Raw genomic sequence first — 23907 nt, forward strand, 5'->3', positions numbered from 1 at the left:
TATATACGGAAAAGCTGTATATGGAAAACCTATACCAGAATGTTCATTACAAACATTGCTGCAAAAGCGTTGAGCACAGATAGAGCAATCATTACTGGAATGTATCGGCCTTCAGTTTTGATAGGCCCCATGATGCGACCCATGTATTGAACTTGAGAGCCCATAAGGTAGATTGCTGGGGCTAAAATTGCGATGTGTTGCCCATTTAAGATACCTTGGTCGAAAAGAGTAATAACCACACCTACCGCACCGCCCATCGACATCCAAGCACCTATCAGTACAGCTGCTGCTTCACCAGGAAGACCAAATACAGCCATAATTGGTGAGAATACGGTTCCCATTAATTCTAAAGCGCCAGTGATCTGCAATGCTTTGATGATCACAAAAGCCATTAATACGTTGGGTACGGTTGACGTTGTTGCTATTACCCAACCTTTTTTAGCACCTTCAACGAAAATGTCTGTCACCATTGGTTTTTTAGCCGTAGTCATTATGCTGTTTCCTCTTTCATTTCAGGCTTTGTATCTTCTTTATCTTCTTTATCTGCTTTACCTTCAGTAATGTTTAGGTATAAGCGGAACATGTTGGCACCGACAAATTTAAAGATAAACATGATGGCAACAGCGAGACCAATAGATGATGTAACCGCTGGCGTACCATCAGTATTAGTTAATGTGAACAGCACAGCGCCAGAAGAGAAGAAGTTAACAATGGCCGCACCTGCAGAAAATTGGAACATAGTGAAAACATCGGTTTCCCGCTTGGTTAGATGGCCTTCATCTTTTAATTGGCGGGTCATCGCTGCACCTGCATCTGTACTTTGTAGCGAGGCTATAAGTGCAAGACCAGAGTTTCCAGGAATACCCATTAAAGGGCGAAGCAGCGGTGTTAGAATTTTACGAGCAGCATCTAGCGCACCATAGTGTTCTAGAACATTGATCATACCTAAAGCGAACATTACTGTTGGGATTAACGTTAACGCGAAAATGAAACCGTCACGAGCACCACTACCGCCTTTACCGCGCAGTGAGGTTGTAGCCGTTTGGATGCCATCAGCAGTGTCGTTTACAGCGTAAACAACGTTACCAAATGAACCATTTAAGGTTGTGAAATCAAAAACGCCATACCATTCGTTTGATTGAAGTAGCCCAGAAAAGAAGACAACAGCAAAGGCGAGGGCAATGTAGCTGCCAATCGTTACTTTGCGGTCTTGTCCAACCTGATTGCTCATGAATATAACCCCTTAGGAAATTAAAATCGCAAATGCGAAAATGTGTCTTTCGTAATCCTGTTCAAAAGTTTTAATATTTTGATACAAGTGAAAACTAAGATTTAAATAAACTAGTGCTATTTTCACTGATTTTGATGGGGTTTTATTGATTGGGGTCAATATGTGCTACTGAATATTAACACTTTGGAGTTAGTTGGTGTTTTTGTGAACTTATTCACTAAAAACACGCCATTAACATGTTTTTTTATTTTAATGGCTTGTTTTACACATTTGTTAATTTTAACTAATGAATAACAGTGACTTATGTTTTTGAGTTTAAATATAAAATAATGATATGTGATGAATTATATACAGTATTGATATAAAAAAAGAGCGCTATTAGGCGCTCTTCTTTGAGTTGCTTATTTTGTGTTTTCTACTGTTAAGCTGTTTGCTGAGTAACCGCTAGGTTCTCATTCTCATCAGTTTCTTCAGTAATTGTTGGTGGGCAACGGTCAACAAACCAACCCATGTAAGATGTCACGATAGTCACGATAATACAGACGAAGCTTAACCACATAAATGGTGCGTAAGAGAAGGTTGCAACCCCCAAGATACTCGCCATGTAAATACCGTTATCACTCCAAGGCACCATACCAGATGTTAACGTACCGCCAAATTCAGCGTTACGAGACAGGTTCTTACGTTGGTAACCTAGGCGGTCGTAGTTCTTCGCACAGATTTTAGGCGTTAGAATTAATGATACGTACATAGCAGAACCAAATACGTTACCAAAGAATGCCGTCGCAATCGTGGATGTAGCTAAGCTACCCGCAGAGTTAACGCGTTTCTCGAATAACTTAGCAACAGTTTGTAGTACACCTACTTTATCAAGTAGACCACCAAAACCCAGACCAAAGATGATAACGGCTACTGAACCCAGCATAGAAGACATGCCACCACGGTTTAGAATCGCATCAATGAAGTCAACGCCAGAACTAATAGAGAAAGGTGCCCATGCAGTGTTAAATGCCACTAGTGGGTCCATATCTTGAACCATTACCGCCCATACGATACCCAGCAGCGAACCGAAAGAGATAACAGGGAAAGACGGTAGGCGCATTGCTAGTAGGCCAAGAACAATAATCACAGGGATGAATGAGAATGGAGAGATAACAAACTGATTTTCCATCGCAAGAATAACAGAATCAACCTGAGCCATGTCGACATTACCAGCATAGTGCAAACCAGCACCGGTAAATAGAATACCTGTAATGATGTAACTGATTAACGCGATAGGTAGCATGCCTTTGATGTGTTCCATCACTTCTACGCCAGACATAGAAGAAGCAAGAATTACCGAATCAGATAGCGGCGACATTTTGTCACCAAAGTAACAACCTGAAAGCACAGCACCTGCAGTCATTGGGGCTGGAACGCCCAGACCTTGTCCAATACCCATCATTGCGATACCAGCGGTACCTGCTGCACCCCAAGATGTACCTGTTGCTAACGCTGTTAGTGAACAAATAATCATGGTTGCAAGCAAGAAAATGGATGGATGAATGGCTTGCAAGCCGTAATAAATGATTGTCGGAACAATACCACCTGCAATCCAAGTGCCCACAAGAGCACCTACAGCAAGAAGAATTAGTACAGCACCTAAGCCATTTGAAATGCCTTGAGTTGCCGCTTTTTCAAGTGATTTATAGTCATGGCCAAGTTTGATACCTAGCGTGATAATAATGAACCAGCCGATATAAAGTGCTAGTTGAATGGGTAAATCAAGTTTAGCGGTGAAAGAGAATGCCAGTGCAAGGAAAGTACCAAGGGCAAGGATCACTTGCATTAGCGATGGTAGCTTCATAGTCTGTTTTTCCATACTGTTTAACCTTGTTTGATCGAGCTTATTAAAGGGTGAACCCTGAAACTAACGTCATTAAGAACGTTAATAATTAATTTTTCTTCTGATCACTGAGTCCTTCTTTAAAGAGACTCATGTTGTTTCGGCGCTACTCTATCTAAATGAGTTACTCACTGCGATAGATATTGTACTTTTCTGTGACCTGAATCTTTTAGTACTGATAAACGCTTGAAAATATATGTTTACATGTGTTTTTACTGTTAACTTTAGGTTTTAAATTTGTTCTTATGTTGTTTTTTAATCGATTTATAAGTTGTGTTTTTATATTAATGATGTGGTTTTTAAAGTGTAAATAACTACATATGCTTATTTTATTGGTGCTTTAAGTCTGCTTAATCAGTATGTGTAGGTTATCAGGGTGTGGGTTTTTATTCAAAACTTGTGGTTTTTTTGATTTTATTGGTTGGAGGTGGAAAGTTATTTGTAGAGGGTGAATTGTTCACTCTTATTGGTTTTTGGGGGTGAATTAATCACATTTAGTTTGCTTTCTAGTCCGTATTAATTGTTGGTCTAATATGTGTGTTTACTGTCTTAGATGCCAACTAATCTCTAGATATTAAATATGTAAAATAAAACGTGGACGGAATTTTTATGCAATTTCTTCAGATTCTGCTTGTTTTTCACAATTTAAATCTCTATAGATGGAGGTAGAAATACTCATTCGTGTAGTGATAGGAATATTACAACAAGCGTTGGGTTTGTAATTATGAACAAGGAGTGTAGCAAGCGATGATGAAGGTTGGTTTAGTTGGTTGGCGTGGCATGGTAGGTTCTGTGCTGATGCAGCGCATGGTTGAAGAGGGTGACTTCAATTTCATTGAGCCTGTATTTTATTCAACATCTCAAATCGGAATCCCAGCGCCTAACTTAGGTAAAGATGCTGGCTTACTGCAAGATGCGTTTGATATAGAAAGTTTGAAAAAGCTGGATACCATTATTACCTGTCAAGGTGGTAGCTATACAGAAAAAGTATACCCAGCATTGCGTGCTGCAGGTTGGAAAGGTTATTGGATTGATGCTGCCTCTACATTACGTATGGATCCTCAATCTATTATTACGCTAGATCCGGTTAACTTTGATCAAATCAAACAGGGCATTCATAGCGGTACTAACACTTATGTGGGTGGTAACTGTACGGTTAGTTTAATGCTAATGGCGGTTGGTGGCCTTTATAAAGAAGGCCTTGTTGAGTGGATGACATCGCAAACCTACCAAGCGGCTTCTGGTGCGGGTGCGAAAAATATGCGTGAGTTGATCAACCAAATGGGTGTGATTAACGATACGGTGTCAAGCGAGCTTGCAAACCCAGCAACATCGATTCTAGATATTGATCGTAAAGTATCTGAAACCTTACGTTCACCTGGTTTTCCTTCGCAAGAATTTGGTGCTCCGCTTGCGGGCTCATTAATTCCGTGGATTGATGTGAAGCGTGACAATGGCCAGAGTAAAGAAGAGTGGAAGGCGTCGGTAGAAACGAACAAAATTCTGGGCTTACAAGATAACCCAGTGCCGATTGATGGTACGTGTGTACGTATTGGTGCAATGCGCTGTCACAGCCAAGCATTAACGTTGAAGCTGAAGAAGAATGTACCGTTAGATGAGATCGAAGAAATGATCGCATCACATAATGATTGGGTTAAAGTGATCCCGAACGATCGTGATGCGACCGTTCAAGAGCTTAGCCCTGCGAAAGTAACGGGCACATTGTCTGTTCCTGTTGGCCGTTTACGTAAACTGGCAATGGGTGATGATTTCCTTAATGCCTTCACTGTGGGTGACCAATTACTATGGGGTGCTGCAGAGCCACTTCGTCGTACACTTCGCATTATCTTGTCTGAAAAATCGTAACGCGAAAAAACAGACATTAATAAAAACGCCTGCAAATGCAGGCGTTTTTGTTTCCGATGCTAGTGCTTTGAATTGCAGACCGTTATGTATATCCCCAAGTTTCCTCAAGATGCTAGCTGAGATCACTCTGAATCCTGAGGTAGCTTGGGTATTAATGAGTAATTAAGCATACAGATAGGCTGTAAATCAGATATAAAAAAGCCTGCAATTAAGCAGGCTCTGTTGGCAATAATTGAACCGCAATAACGCGATATTATGCCGCTAGGTTCTTCGCTACGAATTCCCAGTTTACTAGTGACCAGAAAGCAGCCATGTAATCAGGACGAACGTTACGGAAATCGATGTAGTAAGCGTGTTCCCACAGATCAACAGTAAGAAGAGGAGTAACACCTTCTTCTGTGATTGGAGTACCAGCGTTAGAGGTGTTTACGATTGCTAGAGAGCCGTCAGCGTTCTTAACAAGCCAAGTCCAAGAAGAACCGAAGTTGTTGATTGCTGAATCAGTGAATTTCGCTTTGAATTCTTCGAAAGAACCGAATGCTTTAGCGATAGCGTCTGCTACTTCACCAGTTGGTTCGCCGCCTGCGTTAGGGCTTAGGCTGTGCCAGTAGAACGTGTGGTTCCAGATCTGAGCTGCGTTGTTAAATACACCACCAGTTGAAGTCTTGATGATTTCTTCAAGAGACTTTTCTGCTAGATCAGTACCTTCAACAAGGCCGTTTAGCTTAACAACGTAAGTGTTGTGGTGCTTACCGTGGTGGTATTCTAGCGTTTCTTGAGAGATATGTGGCTCAAGAGCGTTGATTGCGTACGGTAGAGCTGGTAATTCAAATGCCATTGCTCAATTCTCCATTTGGTATATTTGAGAGGGGCAAGCCCTCGACATTGCTTCCGGCAGACTTCAAACGAGCCTGCATTATTTTTCTAAACTGACGGGTTTTATTTTAGCAAGTTTTTACTTTATTAAAAGCCCTAAACACTAATAATCGTCATGTAATATATCCTTACAGATAATAGGCGTTTTTTTCCAGTCCGTGACAAAGTAGAATGTGACTGTTATAAGACCCTATATAAGCAAATTGTCGTAAGAGGAAGCTATGGAAACCATCGATAAGATTAAGCAGCAGATTTCAGAAAACCCAATTCTGTTGTACATGAAAGGCTCTCCAAAACTACCTAGCTGTGGTTTTTCATCTCAAACGTCGCAAGCGCTAATGTCATGTGGTGAGAAGTTTGCTTACGTAGATATTCTTCAAAACCCAGATATTCGTGCAGAACTACCTGTTTACGCACAATGGCCAACTTTCCCACAATTGTGGATCGAAGGTGAGCTAATTGGTGGTTGTGATATCGTTCTGGAAATGTTCCAGAAAGGTGAGCTTCAGCCGCTAATCAAAGAAGCTGCTGTACGTCGTGATGGCGAAGCGGCTGCTGAGTAAGCGCTAATATATTCCCTCCTTTTTTAGGTGGTTTATATATACAAAGCCCCGCTGGTTGGGGCTTTGTTGTATCTGGCTGTTTAGCTACCTGCAATCAACTCTCGTCCAAACGTAGCATTCGCAGTGAGTGGGGTAATAGCTTTAATCGTATCTAAGCGTACTGGCTGCGATAGTCCATCTTGCTCTATGACTAACCATTCTGTTTTATCTGCTTGGGTTTTGGTGTCAATCGCTGTGCCGACCAAGGTTGTCTCATCATTTAGTTCGATAGACAGCAGATAACGTCGCATACAAGCAATCTCGATAAAGTCGTACCGTTGGCATTGAATCGCTTGGTAGTCACTCATATGCGTCCTGTGATTTTGTCAGTAGTTTATATAACCAAGTTACCTCAAGATGTTCGTATCAGCGAGAACTTGTTGGGATATAGGCTAGGCAAAGGTGAACAATCGACAGATGAAAAAAATCCGCCCCTTAAAGGACGGATTCAGATGTTAAGTTTGCCAATGTTATTTAACCAATGTTTGGTTAACGAAAGGCTATAGCACCATTGATGCTAACCAACCAAATGCGATAAGTGGCAGGTTGTAGTGTAGGAAAGTTGGAACCACTGTTTCCCAAACGTGTTCGTGCTGACCATCAGCATTCAAACCCGCTGTAGGCCCTAACGTTGAGTCAGATGCCGGTGAACCCGCATCACCCAACGCAGCCGCTGTACCGACAAGTGCGATTGTCGCCATTGGTGAGAAACCAAATGTTAGGCACAAAGGAACATAAATAGTGGCAAGAATAGGGATAGTTGAGAACGAAGAACCAATACCCATCGTCACAAACAGGCCAACAACCAGCATCAATAATGCCGCCAGTGGTTTGTTATCACCAATAACAGTAGCAAGAGAACTAACCAGTGTTTCAACACCACCTGTTGCTTTCATTACTGAAGCAAAACCAGCAGCTGCAATCATGATAAAGCCGATCATTGCCATCATGTGTACACCTTTCGTGAACACATCATGCGTTTCTTTCCACTTAATCACACCACCAAATGTGAACACCATGAAACCAGCAAGACCACCAATAATCATCGACCCGCTATATAGCTGAGCACCTAGTGCAGCAAAAATAGCGACTACCGCGATATAGACATGGCGCAGGTTAATTTCTTTGTGTTCAGGTTCGTTAGCTAGAATTTTTTCTTCAGAATACTCGCGAGGCTTACGGTAAGTCACAAACGTCGCCAAAAGTAAGCCAAAAATCATACCTGCAGCCGGTAAAAGCATCGCTATTGGTACTTGGCTTGCTGTTACATCTAGCCCGTTATCATGCAGGTTCTTCAACAAAATGTTGTTAAGGAAGATACCGCCAAAGCCAACGGGTAGAACCATATAAGGTGTTACTAAACCAAACGTTAGTACACATGCAATTAAACGACGGTCTAATTTTAACTTAGCAAAAACATGCAGTAGCGGCGGAATAACAATCGGAATAAACGCGATATGCACCGGAATAACGTTCTGAGAAGAGATAGCCAGTAAAACTAAAATGATAAGAACGCTATATTTAACCCCAGTTGCTGCTGCTGCATTCTCATGCCCACTAATGCGTTTAATGACTTTTTGAGCCAATACATCAGTAATACCAGAGCGAGAAATTGCCACGGCAAAGGTCCCGAGCATTGCGTAGCTTAATGCCGTCGTTGCACCGCCACCTAAGCCGCCTTCAAATGCAGATACTGCTTCGGTTAATGGCATGCCGCCAATTAAGCCACCGATTATGGCACTAAAAGTAAGCGCAACTACTACATTAACCCGCATTAGCGCGAGTAAAAGCATGACGCATACCGAAATTACTACAGGGTTCATAAAACTAAGATCCATCGTTGTGTTATGTCATAGGTGAAAAGCAGAGAATTTTAATTATGTGATGCTCGTAATTATTTTCTCATTTTTTATTATATTTTGAGCTGTTCTACTCAAAAACAATCAGTTTGCTGGAATTTTTTCACATGTCGAGTAAAAGTTGATACTCGTACGGAATTTTATTGGCATTGTGCCAAGTGTCTTAGTCTTGTCACCTTCCCGACGATATACTGAGATTTACTGTATTGGTAGGCAGAACAGAACGTTACTGTCGATTTCAACGTTAAAAGTTAATGGAGTTAACCATGAGTGTATTAGTAGGCCGCCCGGCACCTGATTTTACTGCAGCTGCAGTGCTTGGTAATGGCGAAATTGTTGATAGCTACAACTTGTTTGAAAATATCAAAGGTAAAGCCGCGGTTATTTTCTTCTACCCGTTAGATTTCACGTTTGTATGCCCATCAGAATTGATTGCATTTGATAAGCGTTATGCTGATTTTCAAAGCAAAGGTGTAGAGGTTATCGGCATCTCTATCGATTCTCAGTTTTCACATAACGCATGGCGTAATACGCTGGTGGAAGATGGTGGCATTGGCGAAGTACAGTACCCATTAATTGCAGATACCAAGCATGAGATTTGCAAAGCTTACGATGTTGAACACCCAGAAGCGGGCGTTGCGTTCCGTGGTTCATTCTTGATCGATAAAGAAGGCATGGTTCGTCACCAAGTAGTGAATGACTTACCGCTGGGTCGTAATATTGACGAAATGCTACGCATGGTCGATGCGCTTCAATTCCATGAAGAACATGGCGAAGTGTGCCCAGCACAGTGGGAAAAAGGCAAAGAAGGTATGGATGCATCGCCAGCAGGTGTCGCGGCATACTTATCAGAGCACACTGACGATTTGTAAGGAATAGTCTGAAAGCTATTCTTTAAACAATAAAAAGCGGATGTTGTAAGTACAACATCCGCTTTTCTATGCATAGAAACTATAAATGATTCATTCTAGTTAATCTGATAGATAAAGCTTTGCTCAGCCATCGGCAAAGAGCCGTTACTTAAGAATGAAATAGAATTAGCTTGCATGTCAGCAATTGCACTAGCAAATGGAGCTAGTGGACCTAATGGTTGTTTTGCTAATGCACCATGGAAACTGTATTCCTTTTTATATAGTGCAGCACTTCTGTTATTACCTTCAGTTGGTGGTCCTGACAGAATTTCGTAACTGTTGTTAACTATCATCGGAATAGTACCGGCGACTGCTGATTTTAGAACATCTTCTTGTGCTAAAAATGGTCCATTAGGAATTACGGTATCGCCTTGTGCCATCGATAGATAAACAGGTGTTTGTATACTACCTAGCAAGTTGGCTGGATCTGTTGTATCTAATACCGATTGCGCTGCATAAGCAAAGGTATTAAAGAATACACTGTCACAACTAGCATCATCTAGCTCACTACATGTACTCGCTTTAAAGGCCGTATAGCCATCACTTGCTTTCAATGCTGCTTTGATGGTGCCACTAAATGCTTCTGAGTTAAATAGGAAGTAAGCAATGCCACCACCAGGAACGTCAAAGTGGCTTCGAGTAATACTGAATAAGCCTGCTTCAGTCGCTAGATCATCAAGTACTGGTTTATTCATGGTTGCGGTATAACCAATACCCACAATTCCACCTAAGGAAATACCAACATAACCGACACCAGGTTTACCGTTATTGATAAGGGATAGTTTACTTAATTCACCATATGTGGGTTCGATTCCTGCTTGAGTAAATTTATCTTTTGCTCCAAACATAACTCCCAGAGAGGCGCGTAAACTCATTTGGTCAGCGACAGATTGTCGAATATTATCACGTGCAACAGGTAATACTGCGAGATTCATATAAGCAATTTCTTGTGTAATCTTTTCATTGAAAGCAGGATCCCACCGTTCACCATGCAATGGTAAATCTATTGCAATGAGTGCCTGACAGTTTGTATCAAGGGTTTTTCCTGCATAATAATCAGCGCTGTTATTATCACTTGTAAAGCCATGGCCAAAAATATTTACTGGAATATTATTTACATCGCTACAGTTTGATGGGTCTGGCATATATAAGTTATATGGTACATCTGCGACTGAACGTAATTGAGGTGCTGGGCTGTATTTAGTGATTAGACGTTCTGCATCAAGCTGTTGTGTTTTGGCTTCATCTAGATATAGCTTCTTGTTAATCAACTTTTGAATAACCGCTAGTTTAGTGGCATTGTCGCTAGGATCGTTAACGAGAGTTGTTAATTGATCTGGTGTTATTCCAATATTATTACTTGTTAATTGAGCCAATAAAATTGCACTGGTGGCATCATTACGGTTAATTACGTTTAAGATTTTGGCCAAACTTGGAGTGGCACTTTGCCACGGTTGAGAAAGAAGAGCTGTTAAATCCTCATTTGATGCCAAGAAGTAAGGCAGTTTTACTGTGCCTGTGTACTTTGTAACTCCTGGCATTGTATAACTAGCATCTAGTTCTGGTTTGACAAAGCTAAACATCCCCTGCGTATCAATATCTGTACCCCAGATAGCGCTGGCATTTCCTTGTTCAGTTTGTGTGGTTGTTGCTACAACATTACCTGCGGATAATGCGATCGCTGCTTTGGCTGCGTATAGAGCGTCACCAGCAGATGCTGTTGTAAACCAGGTAGAATAAACAATATCTTTTTGTAGAGTGCCTGTAGTTGCTTCTATTGTCTTCTCGGTCGCATGAATAATTTTTTGGGCCGGTATAAGCGCTTCTGATGGCGGTGGATTAGAGACTTTAAGTACGGCATAACTATTAGAAGTACCAACAGAATTATTACTTTCATCCAGTAAGGCATCCGTGACAGCAAACATGTAATTACTGTTTGCTTTTAATGGTTTTAACAATGACACAATGAGTGATTGTCCTGCTGTTGTTACTATATAGTCGGTGCCATAAGTAAGGGCTGCAGGTGTAGTTGTATCTGTTTGAGAGGTCGGGTTAAAAGACTCAATAATAACAAAGCTTTCTGGGTCAGGGGTTTCAGTTAATGCTTTGCCCTTGAATTCGATGGTGATGGGTTCAAGTGTTCCCCAGCCATCATTTTTACCTAATGCAATTTTAGGGTCTGCGATATTTGTTGAATAAGCAGGATCCGGTTGCCCATTGCTGAGTAGATTACTACCGTCTGTGGCGAGCGTACCGTCATAACTATCAACAGCTAAAAATGAAGGTGTTACCACTTCTTTTTCAGTGGAAAGCAAATCAAAATTGATCTTTGTTTCGGCTTTTAAACTTTTTTCAATATCAGGGTCAATGGTAGCTTTACCCTCGAGACTAGTTTCATCACCACAGCCATATAGACCTAAACTTGAAGCAATTAATAACGCTAATAAATTCTTATTCATACTGGAATCCTTTCTTTCAAATCATCTGATGGTGTATTTACACCAATAAGTTTCTAGAATGTGTAGTTCATTTGTGCGGCACTAATAATGGCGCCGCCGGATGATGTGAAAGTGCTGCCATCTTCTTCGAAGGTGCTTTCTTTGCCGTATAGATAAGTCAGACCGAGATCAAATGACATATTTGGGCTGTAGGTATAAGTAGCACCTGCTGAGTACCAATAACGATCGGTATCAGGGATACTTAAAGTTGCTTGACCTGCTTGCTCGTCAAACGCAAAACCAGCACGTACTGTCCACGTTGGGTTGATCGTGTATGTAGCACCTAACGCATAACGGAAACTGTCGTCGTAATCTTCTTCTTTTAGCAAACAAGTACCTGATTCCCCGTTGTAACCTGGTGAACATTCATTACTTGTTGCTTTTAATTCTTCAAATTTGCTGTATTGCGTCCATTGAACGCTGTAGTGCACAGCCCATTGATTGTTTAACTGATGGAAGCCTGAGAACTCAGCAATGGCAGGTAATACTACTGGCAGCTTACCGGTTATGGTGTTATTTGGTGTACCTGTGATAGCACCAAGGTAGTCAGTGAAGTCACCTTCAAACTCGAGATCCACTTGTGAACGGTAGCTGAGACCGAAACGGTTGTTTTCGTTGTATTCGTATAACCCACCAATGTTCCAACCCCAATCAAAGGTATCTCCTTTCATGGTGATTGTTTTATCGCTGGGGCTAGAGTCAGAAACTGCAGCAGAAAGTGAGCCAAGATAACGGTTTAATTCAGCATCACCGTATACCAAACTGACACCACCACCAATACTGAAGTTATCGTTAATACGATAAGCAATATTAGGGTTGAAATTGATGGTGATGAGCGATGTATCACCAGCTGATGAGCCTGCATTAAAATCGGTAGGGTATTCTGTCGCCACACCATAATTTGAAAAGAGTGCCAAGCCAACAGCTAAGCGATCATTAATTGGTTGAATGTAGTAACCTGCTGGTACAAAAGCGACGGGCGCGACATCTTTAGCTGTTTGGCCAAAGCTTTTATCTTCCACATCGACACTAGGGTCAACAATACTGAATCCACCTGAAATTTCAGCTGTTTTGAAAAGGGTCATTGCGGCGGGGTTACGTGAAAGCACGGCGGCGTTATCAGCGATAGCTGCATCACCTGCGAATGCTCGACCAAGACCTGATGCTGAATGTTCTGAAACTTGAAACCCAGCGCCATGTGCTGTTGTTGATATTAATGCTGCTGTAATGGCAAGTGCTGTATATCTAACTTTTACGGACATTATACTGCCTCTCTATTCACTTCTGTATTTAGCTTCTTGTTCTTCATTCCATGAAGGAAAAACAACTCAATTTTATTGAGTTTCAACAATGTTCAGATAAACAGAGCCATGTTAGGCGCGCTGAAAGGAAAGGATGCTATCTAGGTATAGATGCGTCATATCCATATGATGCAAAGTGATTATGCTTGCGCGATTAGTCTCTCATGGAAATTGTCTGAAACAATATGAAACACAGTTATGGAGTATAAAGAGGAAAGTTTAAAATGTTAACCCAGTGTAAATCATTGTTTTTGATATTGATGGCTAATCGAGCAGTATTCGATTGCATTGCGTTTTAAACGTATGTTTTAAATAAAACGAGCGTTTGGAATCATAGATCTAAAAGCCCAGCAGTGCTGGGCTCATAGGAGGTCTGATGAGTTTTGGTTGTTTTAATTTTGAGACTTATCGATTTCTTCTGTTTGAGATTCAAAAAGCGGCCATCCGCCTAATTTCTTCCATTTGTTAACAATCTCACAAAACAGTTCTGCTGTTCGCTCGGTATCATAGAGGGCAGAGTGTGCTTCTTTGTTATCAAATGCGATTCCAGCCGTTTTACATGCTTTTGCTAAAACGGTTTGACCGAACGCTAAACCACTCAATGCGGCAGTATCGAAAGTGGCAAAGGGGTGGAAAGGATTGCGTTTTAGACGGGCACGCTCTGAGGCTTCCATTACAAAGCTATGATCGAAGTTAGCATTATGTGCAACCATGATCGCACGTGAGCAATCAGCCGTTTTTTGTTCTTTACGTATTTGCTTATAGATTTCTTTTAATGCCGTTTCTTCAGACACAGCGCCACGTAATGGGCTGAACGGGTCACGAATGCCATTAAATTCTAATGCTTCTTTATGTAAAACTGCGCCTTCAAAGGGGGCTACATGAAAATGAATGGTCGAAGCCGGTTTTAACCAACCATCTTCGTCCATTTGTAATGTAACGGCACAGATCTCAAGTAGGGCATCAGTTTTGGCATTAAAGCCGGCAGTTTCAACGTCAATGACTACGGGAAAGTAGCCGCGGAAGCGACTTTTTAATGTATTTAGTTCGTTTTGTTCGCTCATAACACTGCTGTCGATAAAAAAGAGGCTGGCATTATGTCAGATTCAGAAGTCTAGCTAAACCTTCTGGTTACAAATGTTCATGATCTCACGATGATCGGCTAAAGATTTTTGAATTAAATTCGATACAATAGGGAGTAGTGAAAAGCCCCGTTGTTAGATTTGGAAAAGCATGAATACATTTTTTAAAATTGTTTGTTTAAATGCTTCTGTTTTAACGTGCTTAGTATTAAGCCCGTCAGTTATGGCTGCTAAACAATATGTAGCGACCCCGGCACAATCAAGCTGGAAAGTTGCAGTCGATACGCCACTTGAATGCCGTATGATTCATGCTATTCCAAGTTATGGAGAGGCTCAATTCACCTCAAAGGCGGGGAAAAAAATCAATTTAGATTTTGAGCTTAAAATGCGCCGCCCTATGGGTGAAACACGCAATGTCAATTTAGTGTCAATGCCTGCGCGTTGGATGCCGGGTGAAGCGGCTGAACCGATAACGCAGATCCAATTTTTTAAGCAGTTTGATGGTTACGTCGGTGGTCAAATGGCGTGGGCAATGTTATCTGAGCTTGAAAGTGGGCGTTATCCTACTTTCAGTTATAACGATTGGCAGCATCGAGATAAAATGATTGAAGTAGGGCTTTCTGCGGTGTCTTTTCAAGCGCCATATCAGCAATTTAGCATCTGTCTAGATAACCTGCTTCCATATAGCTTTGAAGATATCGCTTTTACTGTCTTGCATTATGATATGGATAACGATGAATTGAATAAACCTTCTCAGCGGCGTTTAGCTCAAATTACAGACTTTGTGCGTTACAGTGATGATATTGATTTAGTGTTGCTAGCAACTTACAGCGATTCGACTGGGGGTGCCAACGTGAATCAGAGTTTATCTGAACGTCGTGCAAAGAAACTAGAAGAATACTTTATGTCGCTAGGGCTACCTAAAAACCGTATTCAAGTAGAAGCGTATGGTAAGCGTCGTCCAATAGCAGATAACGATACCCCAATAGGGCGTAATAAAAACCGTCGTGTTGTTATCTCGTTGGGCAGAACAATCATTTAATACGTTATGTCGCCACATGTTAGTGGCTCAATAACGATAGTAGAAAGAGTTTCGGGCGTATAGCACGAAACTCTTTTTTATTGGAGTGATATTTTTTGCTTAATGCAGGCGGAACTTAGCAATTAATTCACATTGGTTGCTCGCACTGATGTGAGAGAGCTGCTTTGCGATAACAGGGTTTGGGTGACGTTTTAGAAATTCAACTAAAGCAGAGCGACAACAGCCTAAGGTTTCAATAAAAGCATCACACTCTTTTCTTGGGCATTGTGGGATCAGTGACATAACTTGTTCAGATGCAAGCTGAAGGTATTTAAGTTCATAATCATTGTCTCCATTCTTACGCCAAAAATCGGCAAGGTTATGGCATGAAACTACCTTAATAGTAAGCAGATCTTCTAACTCATCACGTGTATCATGAATCGGTTCAAGCAGCTGAGATTCAGCTAAAGCAAGTTGATAATGAATAATGGACATCATTGGTTTATTACTTTTTTCGGCTTCCGTTGCTAGCAGGGTATGTGTTTCCCACCTTGAAACGTCCATGGTTTTTCCTTTTATTTACCCCCAACGTTGAATCTCAAGGGGACGTGATATTAACGGTGACTGATACCAATCAGCATCAGTCATTGATGTTCTTTGCAAACTAAAGCTGCTGATTACTGCTGCAAGATAGCTAAGTAGCGCTGCGAGACTTGCTCCCAATCGACTACATTCCACCAAGCATTAATATAATCAGGACGTTTATTCTGATAGCTGATGTAATAAGCATGCTCCCATACATCAAGGGCTAGAATCGGTTCGCCGCGATTGTCTGCAATATCCATTAACGGGTTATCTTGATTGCTCGTTGCCGAGATCTCTAATCGCCCCTCTACAACTGAAAGCCAAATAAATCCGGAACCAAAGTGGTTTGCTGCCGCATTAGAAAATGCTTCTTTAAATAATTCAAAACTACCGAAGTGGCAGTAAATTGCTTCAGCGAGTAAACCTGAAGGCTGGCTACCTCCGGTTGGTGACATACATTGCCAGTAAAGATTGTGGTTAAAGAAACCGCCACCATGGTTTCTTACTGCTGGTGAATGTGATGAGACATTGGCAAAGATAGTATGCAGTGACTGGGTTTCAAGCTCTGTTCCGGCAATGGCAGCAATGAACTTATCAAAGTACGTTTTGTGGTGACGGCTATAGTGGATCTCTACCGTTTTTGTATCGATATAAGGTTCAAGTGCATCATAGGCATAAGGTAACTTTGGAAAGCTAAAAGGCATAGAAGAGACTCCCTTGATTATTTCTATACATGGTAATGATAATCACTCGCACTAACAACCATAACTTTTTTGAGATTATTAACTATGATTAGGTTGGACCCAGTGATGAGTGCCGTATTAATCATTGCTGAAACATATAACTAAGAAGAAAAAGTGGTGTGATATGAAGAAAATTATTTTATTGCTAATGGTGTGCTCATTTACTGTTTTTGCTGACGACAAAACGGTTGTAGGTAGTGATGCGACAGAGGCACTAGAACAAGTTGTCAGTGAAGTGACTTCAGAGTTGATTACGGTGGAACGAGCAGAAGAGTTAGATTTAAACCGTGCCACAACCTATGAAGTATCTAGCACCGTCAGTATTGATAATTTAGAACACAATATTGCCGAAAAAGTGAAAGAGTCGAAAGTGCCTTTTTATTCAGTAAAATTTAATAAGGCAACGCAGGCTGATGGTAATTATCGCGCAGAAGTGACGGAATACTTTAGCAAAGTTGAGTAACCAGTTCGTTCATACTAAAAGGCCCGATGATATCGGGCTTTTTGTCGAATTATGCACGTTGGATTAGTTCTATTTTGTAACCATCAGGGTCGGTCACAAAGGCAATATGTGTATTGCCGCCTTTAACCGGACCAGGCTCGCGAGTTACATTGCCGCCTGCGGCTTTAATGGCATCACACGTTGCGTAGATATCTTCAGTGCCAATAGCGATGTGACCAAATGCATCGCCCATTTCATATTCAGTTGTTCCCCAGTTGTAGGTCAACTCAATAACAGCACCTTGCGATTCATCACCATACCCGACGAAAGCAAGGGTGTATTTATAGGCTTCATTTTTACGTTTACGAAGTAAATCCATACCCATTACATTGGTATAAAAATTGATTGCGCGGTCTAGATCTCCGACGCGAAGCATTGTGTGAAGAATACGTCCATTAGCCATGTGTTACTCCAGTGTGTAGGTAAACAATTTAGGTTATTCGTCAGGGTATATTTTATCTTTGAATTCACAGAGATCTTCAATAATACAGCTGCCACAGCGAGGTTTTCGTGCTATGCAGGTATAACGTCCGTGTAGAATCAACCAGTGGTGTACATCTACTTTGAATTCTGTTGGTACGACTTTAAGTAGTTTTTCTTCTACTTGGTCAACATTTTTACCCATGGCAAATTTAGTACGATTCGACACACGAAAGATATGGGTATCAACGGCAATTGTCGGCCAGCCAAACGCGGTATTTAGCACAACATTCGCTGTTTTTCGCCCAACACCTGGCAGTGCTTCTAGCGCTTCACGATCTTCAGGAATTTCACCATTGTGCTTATCCAGTAAAATCTTACAGGTCTTAATGACGTTTTCAGCTTTGGAATTAAATAACCCAATGGTTTTAATGTACGTTTTAACCCCTTCAACACCCAAATCGTAGATAGTTTGTGGCGTATTTGCGATAGGGTAAAGTTTATCTGTTGCCTTGTTCACACTCACGTCTGTAGCTTGAGCTGATAAGAGCACAGCAATCAGTAGCTCGAAGGGAGAGCTCCATTTTAACTCTGTTTCAGGGTGAGGGTTTTCTGCTCGTAAGCGTTCTAGTATTTGGGTACGTTTTTGATTGTTCATTGCTTGCTTCCTGGCTGCACCGCAAATGACTTGTTATCACATGAACTCACGTAGGGGATGTGATGGGCGGTTGAGTCGCCCATCATGTGATAAGTGTTTTGCGGTTTACTTTGTACGGTTAACAATACGAATGTGCTCTAATCGGCAGATGTAATGCGTACTCGTTCTATTTCTGGCTTTTTATCGGCGGTTAATGCTTTTTTCTCTTCACGCTTTTTATCGATCACATTTTTTAACGCAATCATGAAGCCGACACCGAGGAATGCGCCCGGTGGTAGCATGGCAAGCAAGAAGCTGCTATCAAAGTTGAACACTTCAATACGCAACGACAAAGCCCAGTCACCCAATAGGCGATCTGCACCATCGAAGAGTGTACCGTTGCCTAAAATTTCACGCATAGCACCAAGTACCACGAGCGCAGCTGTCATACCTAACCCCATCCACAGTCCATCTAAGGCGGCAGGGATTGGGTCATTTTTAGAGGCAAATGCTTCGGCACGACCAATAATGATACAGTTAGTTACAATCAATGGAATGAAGATTCCTAATGATTGGTATAAACCATAGGTGTATGCATTCATTAGTAATTGAACGCATGTGACGAGTGCCGCAATGATCATCACAAATACTGGAATACGGACTTCTGATGGAATCCATTGGCGCACCAAAGACACGATCAAATTAGAACCGACCAATACAGCTGTTGTCGCTAAACCTAAACCCAAGGCATTGGTCACTGTGGACGATACGGCTAATAACGGACACAAGCCTAATAGCTGTACAATGGCAGGGTTATTGACCCACATGCCATTTTTCATTAATTCTTTATTTGTGCTCATGATTCACCCTGACAGTTCAAAGGTTGACTGAGTAGTTCTTGCTGGTAACGTTCAAAGTATAGTGAAACATTCTTTACTGCTTTTACGACGGCACGGGGTGTGATCGTTGCGCCAGTAAATTGGTCGAACTCACCACCGTCTTTTCTTACTGCCCATGCCGGATCTTTTTCACCGTTCAGTTTCTTACCTGTAAAGGCATAGATCCAGTCGGTAATACGCGTTTCGATTTTATCACCTAAACCGGGCGTTTCATTGTGTTGTAGAACACGAACACCTGTTACATAACCCGCCATGTCTAAACCAACAATCAATTTAATCGCGCCGCTGTAACCATCGGGTGCAATCGCTTCTATGGCCACACCCGTAGGCTCACCATTTTTTTCTGCTATGTAAGCTGGCATTGGCGCTGGTGTGCCGATATATTGTTGGTTAGTAATGAGTGTGCAGCTTTTATACAATTCATTGTCATGATTGACTGCTGGAATCACCTGATTAAGAACTTTTAGTAGTTCTTTTTGCTGCTGTTCTAGAATTTTATCTTCAGTCAGTAAATGGGTGACTGACACTAATGCTGTTGCCAATAAGGCAAATATCGCTAGCACTCCACCATTTTTTTTCATTACATTTAGCATGGTAGCGCTCCTAAGAATGACCGAAAGTACGAGGTCGGGTGTAATAATCGATTAGTGGTACACACATGTTGCCAAGTAATACCCCAAATGCGACCCCATCAGGGAAGCCACCCCACGTTCGAATGAGATAAACCAGTAGTCCAATGAGGGCGCCAAAGATGATGCGTCCTTTCACTGTAGTGCATGCCGATACTGGGTCAGTCGCAATAAAGAACGCCCCTAACATGGTTGCACCAGAGAACAGATGGAAGATAGGAGAAGCAGTCCCGTCAGGATTTAATATGTAGGCAATACTGCTGACTAAAAATAACGTACCTAGCATTCCCGCTGGAATTTGCCATTGGATAATGCGCATTTTCAGCATGATTAAACCACCAATCAAGAAACCAATATTGACCCACTCCCAGCCTATGCCAGCAATGGCGCCATAGATTGGGTTTGCCAATGTTTCAGAGGCCGTTAGCCCTGTGGTTAATGAGGTTTTGAATGTATCAAGCGGTGTTGCCATTGTTACGCCATCGACTGACATACGTAGTTGATGAACACTAAAGCCATCTTGAGTGAACCCGGTAAAAACAGAATATACACTATCAATTAATGAGACTGGCTCGGCACTTAATGACGCTGGTGGTAGCCATGTTGTCATTTGTACTGGAAAAGAAATGAGCAGTACCACATAGGCAACCATTGCCGGATTAAAGAGGTTTTGACCTAGGCCGCCATAGAGGTGTTTGGCGATAAGAATGGCAAAAATAACCCCTATCACTGTGATCCACCATGGTGCTAAAGGTGGAATAGATAACCCCAATAAGAGGCCGGTTAGCAATGCACTATTATCGCGAAGATAAGGCATTACTGGGCGTTTTCTTAATTTAACAATGGCAGCTTCAGTGACAACTGCAACGGAAGATGCCAACAGAACTTGGATTAACGTACCCCAGCCAAAAAAGAACCATTGTGCAGCTACACCGAAAACAGTGCAGAAAATAACGGTGCGCATAATGTTGCTGGTACTGCGACGATTATGGGTATGCGGAGAACTGGCGATTTTGAAAGCCACGGCTTAATTATCCTTGTTATTCGGTTGAGCTTCTTTTTCAGCTTGTTGCGCCGCTTTACGGGCTTTCGCACGTGCAATGGCAGCAGCAATAGCGGCTTTCTTCGGATCGACTTCGGCTTCTACCGTTGAAGCAGATTCCGTGTTTGAACTCGAATCTGATTCAGCAGCATTAGTTTGGTCAGCTTGTTGCGCTGCTTTACGGGCTTTCGCACGTGCAACGGCAGCAGCAATAGCGGCTTTCTTCGGGTCGACTTCGGCTTCTACAGTTGGAGCAGATTCCGTGTTTGAGCTTGACTCTGATTCAGCAGCTTTTCGTTCACGGGCTAAGCGTTTACGCTCTTCTCGTAATTTCGCCATTTCTGTATTATCAGGAACTGCGGCGCTTTTATCTGCTTGGGCTGCTTGTTTGGCTTTTGCCCGAGCAATCGCAGCAGCTACGGCGGGTTTCTTTTCTGTATCTGGTGAGCTTGCCGCGGCTTGTTTGGCTTTCACGCGAGCAATGGCTGCGGCTACCGCATCATCACCACCCTTAGTTGCGGTTTCTTTGCGACGATCATCAGCTGCTTTCTTAAAGCGATTTTCACGCTCAGCTTTGTCTCGTTCCATACGCGCATTTTTAGCTTCAAAGCGTAATCTTGCGCGCTCGGCATTAGCTTCATCTTGTTTTCTGGCGGTGATTTCAGATTTAGCCTGACGGTAGTATTGAACAAGTGGAATCTCACTTGGGCACACATAAGCACAGGCACCACATTCAATACAGTCGAAGAGGTTATATTCTTCGCACTTTGCGTAATCTTGATCTTTCGCGTACCACTGCAATTGCTGGGGCAATAAAGATGCAGGGCAAGCTTCTGCACACGCCGTACAACGAATACATGCCATTTCGTGAGTATGTAACGGCAATTCTTTTCGCTTAGGCGCAAGAATACAGTTAGTGATTTTAGTTATGGGTACATTGGCGTGAGGTAATGTAAAACCCATCAACGAGCCACCAATAATGACACGAGGATATTTCTTGTCTGGCTGGTAGCTGTAGTTATCAAGTAGGTATGAGATCGGTGTACCGAGACGAGCAAAAACATTACCACGTTGCTGGAAAGCTTCACCGGTTAAGGTAACAACCCGTTCAATCAAAGGCTCGCCATCGATAATGGCACGTTTGACAGCAAACACCGTCCCCACGTTTTGTACAATGACGCCTACCGATGTTGATCGCGCCTGACTTGGTACTTCACGACCTGTGAGTACCTTAACCAGTTGCTTTGAACTACCAGAGGGGTATTTCGTTGGTATAACACGAATAATGATGTGGTCATCGTTTGTGATGTGCTTTTCTAAAGCGGTAATCGCTTCGAGTTTATTGTCTTCAATGCCAATAATCGTTAGCTTTGGTTTTACGATATGGCGAAGAATACGAATACCGTCAATAACTTCGGCGGCATAATCTTGCATCAAGCGATCGTCAGCAGTGATGTAAGGTTCACACTCAGCTGCATTGATAATTAGAATATCAACTTTCCCCAAACCGCCTTGTAATTTACGGCTGGTCGGAAAACCTGCGCCACCTAACCCGGCAATACCACTGAGTCGTATTTTCTCGATCAGATCAGCAGATTCTTCAGCTGTATAATCAGCAACAGGTGATTGTTCACACCATTGGTCATCACCATCGCTGTCGATAACAATGCATAAATCAGTTAAACCTGATGGGTGGGCGATTGTGCGTTGTTCTATTGCAGTGACTGTTCCCGACGTTGGTGCATGCACGGGCACACACATGGCAATATCACCTTGGGTCAGTGGCTGACCTTTCAAGACTTTATCGCCAACCGCAATAATAATATCGCCTCTAGAACCTATGTGTTGTTTCAGAGGGATAATGAGTTGTTGCGGTACGCCAGCGTGTTGCAGTTCAACTTGATTTGAAATGGCTTTATTTTCTGCAGGGTGAACACCGCCATGAAAATCCCAAAGCTGACCTTGTTTTATTTGTTCGATAATTGACAGCATGTTTACTCTACCTTGTCAGTATTGGGTTCAGTAGGAAGATTGACGACCGGAATCTGGTTAAGATCCCATTTCCAACTTTCCGGTGTATCTTTAACCGGAATCATCTCAATACAGTCGGTAGGGCAGGGGGCGACACATAAATCACAGCCAGTACATTCGTCTTTTATGACGGTATGCATCGATTTTGTACCACCAACAATGGCATCAACAGGGCAAGCTTGAATGCATTTTGTGCACCCTATGCACATGTCTTCATGAATAAAAGCCACGGTCTTTATGTTTTCTTCTTCGTGTGCTGAATCTTGTACTTCCACACCCATTAAGTCGGCTAGCTTTTCAATCGTAGCTTGTCCACCTGGAGGGCATTTATTAATGTCATCACCGTTTGCAATCGCTTCTGCGTAAGGGCGGCAACCCGGATAGCCACATTGACCACATTGAGTTTGCGGTAAAATGGCATTAATTTGTTCAACAATAGGGTCAGCTTCGACTTTGAATCGAATAGAAGCAAACCCAAGAATAAGGCCAAAAATTGCGGCTAAGACAGCTATCACAATAACTGCAATTAAAATTCCGCTCATCTACAGTTTCACCAATCCAGTAAAGCCCATGAAGGCAAGAGACATAAGACCTGCTGTGATCATCGCAATAGAGGCGCCTTTAAAAGGGCCAGGAACATCTGCCGCGGCAATACGTTCTCGCATAGAAGCGAATAAAATCAAGACCAACGAAAAACCAACGGCAGCACCAAACCCATAAATAACGGATTCGATAAAGTTGTGGTGCTCATTGATATTCAATAGAGCAACACCTAATACCGCGCAGTTAGTCGTAATTAACGGTAGAAAAATACCCAGCAAACGGTATAGCGTTGGGCTCGTTTTATGTACCACCATTTCGGTAAATTGCACGACAACGGCAATAACAAGAATAAAGCTAAGAGTACGAAGGTATTCAATGCCAAGAGGCGCAAGAATGTAATTTTCCACGAGATACGCAGACACGGAAGCCAAGGTTAAGACAAATGTCGTCGCCAAGCCCATACCAATCGCAGTTTCCAGCTTCTTAGATACGCCCATAAATGGGCATAAACCTAAGAATTTAACGAGTACAAAGTTGTTTACCAACACTGTACCGACAAGTAATAAAAGGTATTCAGTCATACCATCATAATTCTATTTGAAAGAGATCTTAGTATTATCTGATTTTGTGAAGGGTATAACAACTCCTCTCGGGCAGGGTTTTTCAAGTTTGGTGCTATTTTCCTGTTATAAATGAGGTAATGTACATTTATTTTTATAATTCTGACTGTCTTACAGTATATCA

Annotated in this window: 24 protein-coding genes; 5 read left to right on the forward strand and 19 right to left on the reverse strand. The window is 42.1% G+C overall.

Annotated elements, in window-relative coordinates; all coding sequences use genetic code 11:
• Positions 1 to 29: 29 nt before the first annotated feature.
• The 3 genes from C9J12_RS03405 to nhaC all read right to left on the reverse strand — a co-directional run bounded on the left by C9J12_RS03405 (position 30) and on the right by nhaC (position 3092).
• Positions 30 to 491 (reverse strand): YjiG family protein, encoded by a 462-nt coding sequence (locus C9J12_RS03405; RefSeq protein ID WP_107241416.1) that lies wholly within the window; start codon positions 489 to 491, stop codon positions 30 to 32.
• A complete protein-coding gene (locus C9J12_RS03410; RefSeq protein ID WP_107241417.1) occupies positions 491 to 1231 on the reverse strand; it encodes a nucleoside recognition domain-containing protein in 741 nt (246 codons plus the stop codon). Before C9J12_RS03410 ends, C9J12_RS03405 begins: the two co-directional genes overlap by 1 nt.
• 421 nt (positions 1232 to 1652) lie before the next feature.
• Entirely contained in the window at positions 1653 to 3092 is a 1440-nt protein-coding gene (gene nhaC, locus C9J12_RS03415; protein ID WP_107241418.1) for a Na+/H+ antiporter NhaC, read from the reverse strand.
• Between the two features lie 774 nt (positions 3093 to 3866).
• Here nhaC and asd point away from each other — a divergent pair.
• Positions 3867 to 4982: an aspartate-semialdehyde dehydrogenase gene (gene asd / locus C9J12_RS03420; protein ID WP_107241479.1), complete on the forward strand. Its 1116-nt coding sequence runs from the start codon at positions 3867 to 3869 to the stop codon at positions 4980 to 4982.
• A gap of 253 nt (positions 4983 to 5235) precedes the next feature.
• Here asd and sodB read toward each other — a convergent pair whose 3' ends face one another.
• The gene (gene sodB, locus C9J12_RS03425) at positions 5236 to 5820 is read right to left on the reverse strand and encodes a superoxide dismutase [Fe] (protein WP_011219237.1); all 585 of its coding nucleotides are present in this window, start codon (positions 5818 to 5820) and stop codon (positions 5236 to 5238) included.
• Between the two features lie 259 nt (positions 5821 to 6079).
• Between sodB and C9J12_RS03430 the strand changes: the two genes are divergently transcribed.
• Entirely contained in the window at positions 6080 to 6421 is a 342-nt protein-coding gene (locus C9J12_RS03430) for a Grx4 family monothiol glutaredoxin (RefSeq protein ID WP_006233051.1), read from the forward strand.
• 80 nt (positions 6422 to 6501) lie between these two features.
• On the opposite strand, the gene C9J12_RS03435 is transcribed toward C9J12_RS03430, so the two are convergent.
• Both C9J12_RS03435 and C9J12_RS03445 read right to left on the reverse strand, forming a co-directional pair.
• Positions 6502 to 6768, reverse strand: coding sequence for a Rho-binding antiterminator (locus C9J12_RS03435; RefSeq protein WP_107241419.1), 267 nt, complete (start codon positions 6766 to 6768; stop codon positions 6502 to 6504).
• A gap of 192 nt (positions 6769 to 6960) precedes the next feature.
• Positions 6961 to 8283: a Na+/H+ antiporter family protein gene (locus C9J12_RS03445; RefSeq protein ID WP_107241421.1), complete on the reverse strand. Its 1323-nt coding sequence runs from the start codon at positions 8281 to 8283 to the stop codon at positions 6961 to 6963.
• A 302-nt stretch (positions 8284 to 8585) separates the two neighbouring features.
• On the opposite strand from C9J12_RS03445, the gene C9J12_RS03450 reads away from it, so the two are divergent.
• Positions 8586 to 9191, forward strand: coding sequence for a peroxiredoxin (locus C9J12_RS03450; protein WP_041394424.1), 606 nt, complete (start codon positions 8586 to 8588; stop codon positions 9189 to 9191).
• 95 nt (positions 9192 to 9286) lie between these two features.
• Here the strand turns inward: C9J12_RS03450 and C9J12_RS03455 are convergent, their stop codons facing one another.
• The 3 genes from C9J12_RS03455 to rnt form a co-directional block, all read right to left on the reverse strand.
• On the reverse strand, positions 9287 to 11689 hold the full coding sequence (locus C9J12_RS03455) for a lipase (protein ID WP_107241422.1): 2403 nt from the start codon (positions 11687 to 11689) through the stop codon (positions 9287 to 9289).
• Between the two features lie 53 nt (positions 11690 to 11742).
• Positions 11743 to 12990, reverse strand: coding sequence for an outer membrane protein transport protein (locus C9J12_RS03460; protein WP_107241423.1), 1248 nt, complete (start codon positions 12988 to 12990; stop codon positions 11743 to 11745).
• 431 nt (positions 12991 to 13421) lie between these two features.
• The gene (gene rnt, locus C9J12_RS03465; protein WP_011219232.1) at positions 13422 to 14093 is read right to left on the reverse strand and encodes a ribonuclease T; all 672 of its coding nucleotides are present in this window, start codon (positions 14091 to 14093) and stop codon (positions 13422 to 13424) included.
• A gap of 169 nt (positions 14094 to 14262) precedes the next feature.
• On the opposite strand from rnt, the gene motY reads away from it, so the two are divergent.
• The gene (gene motY / locus C9J12_RS03470; RefSeq protein ID WP_107241424.1) at positions 14263 to 15153 is read left to right on the forward strand and encodes a flagellar protein MotY; all 891 of its coding nucleotides are present in this window, start codon (positions 14263 to 14265) and stop codon (positions 15151 to 15153) included.
• Between the two features lie 99 nt (positions 15154 to 15252).
• Here the strand turns inward: motY and C9J12_RS03475 are convergent, their stop codons facing one another.
• Positions 15253 to 15696, reverse strand: coding sequence for a DUF2753 domain-containing protein (locus tag C9J12_RS03475; RefSeq protein WP_107241425.1), 444 nt, complete (start codon positions 15694 to 15696; stop codon positions 15253 to 15255).
• 113 nt (positions 15697 to 15809) lie between these two features.
• Positions 15810 to 16421: a superoxide dismutase gene (locus C9J12_RS03480; RefSeq protein ID WP_107241426.1), complete on the reverse strand. Its 612-nt coding sequence runs from the start codon at positions 16419 to 16421 to the stop codon at positions 15810 to 15812.
• A gap of 163 nt (positions 16422 to 16584) precedes the next feature.
• On the opposite strand from C9J12_RS03480, the gene C9J12_RS03485 reads away from it, so the two are divergent.
• On the forward strand, positions 16585 to 16923 hold the full coding sequence (locus C9J12_RS03485) for a hypothetical protein (protein ID WP_107241427.1): 339 nt from the start codon (positions 16585 to 16587) through the stop codon (positions 16921 to 16923).
• A gap of 49 nt (positions 16924 to 16972) precedes the next feature.
• Here C9J12_RS03485 and gloA read toward each other — a convergent pair whose 3' ends face one another.
• The 8 genes from gloA to rsxA all read right to left on the reverse strand — a co-directional run bounded on the left by gloA (position 16973) and on the right by rsxA (position 23744).
• Positions 16973 to 17365, reverse strand: a complete 393-nt coding sequence (gene gloA / locus C9J12_RS03490; RefSeq protein WP_107241428.1) for a lactoylglutathione lyase — start codon at positions 17363 to 17365, stop codon at positions 16973 to 16975.
• A gap of 33 nt (positions 17366 to 17398) precedes the next feature.
• Positions 17399 to 18040 carry an endonuclease III gene (gene nth / locus C9J12_RS03495; RefSeq protein ID WP_107241429.1) on the reverse strand — a complete coding sequence of 214 codons (642 nt, stop codon included), beginning with the start codon at positions 18038 to 18040 and terminating at the stop codon, positions 17399 to 17401.
• A 137-nt stretch (positions 18041 to 18177) separates the two neighbouring features.
• Positions 18178 to 18879, reverse strand: coding sequence for an electron transport complex subunit E (locus C9J12_RS03500; RefSeq protein WP_107241430.1), 702 nt, complete (start codon positions 18877 to 18879; stop codon positions 18178 to 18180).
• Positions 18876 to 19511 (reverse strand): electron transport complex subunit RsxG, encoded by a 636-nt coding sequence (rsxG, locus tag C9J12_RS03505; protein WP_107241431.1) that lies wholly within the window; start codon positions 19509 to 19511, stop codon positions 18876 to 18878. Before rsxG ends, C9J12_RS03500 begins: the two co-directional genes overlap by 4 nt.
• 10 nt (positions 19512 to 19521) lie before the next feature.
• Positions 19522 to 20571, reverse strand: a complete 1050-nt coding sequence (gene rsxD, locus C9J12_RS03510) for an electron transport complex subunit RsxD (protein ID WP_107241432.1) — start codon at positions 20569 to 20571, stop codon at positions 19522 to 19524.
• Positions 20572 to 20574: 3 nt separating this feature from the next.
• Positions 20575 to 22581 carry an electron transport complex subunit RsxC gene (rsxC, locus tag C9J12_RS03515; RefSeq protein WP_107241433.1) on the reverse strand — a complete coding sequence of 669 codons (2007 nt, stop codon included), beginning with the start codon at positions 22579 to 22581 and terminating at the stop codon, positions 20575 to 20577.
• Positions 22582 to 22583: 2 nt separating this feature from the next.
• Complete coding sequence (gene rsxB, locus C9J12_RS03520; RefSeq protein ID WP_107241434.1) at positions 22584 to 23162, reverse strand: electron transport complex subunit RsxB; 579 nt, start codon at positions 23160 to 23162, stop codon at positions 22584 to 22586.
• Positions 23163 to 23744: an electron transport complex subunit RsxA gene (rsxA, locus tag C9J12_RS03525; protein WP_006233069.1), complete on the reverse strand. Its 582-nt coding sequence runs from the start codon at positions 23742 to 23744 to the stop codon at positions 23163 to 23165.
• Positions 23745 to 23907 lie beyond the last annotated feature (163 nt).

It is taken from the genome of Photobacterium frigidiphilum, from assembly GCF_003025615.1.
Classification (GTDB): domain Bacteria; phylum Pseudomonadota; class Gammaproteobacteria; order Enterobacterales; family Vibrionaceae; genus Photobacterium; species Photobacterium frigidiphilum.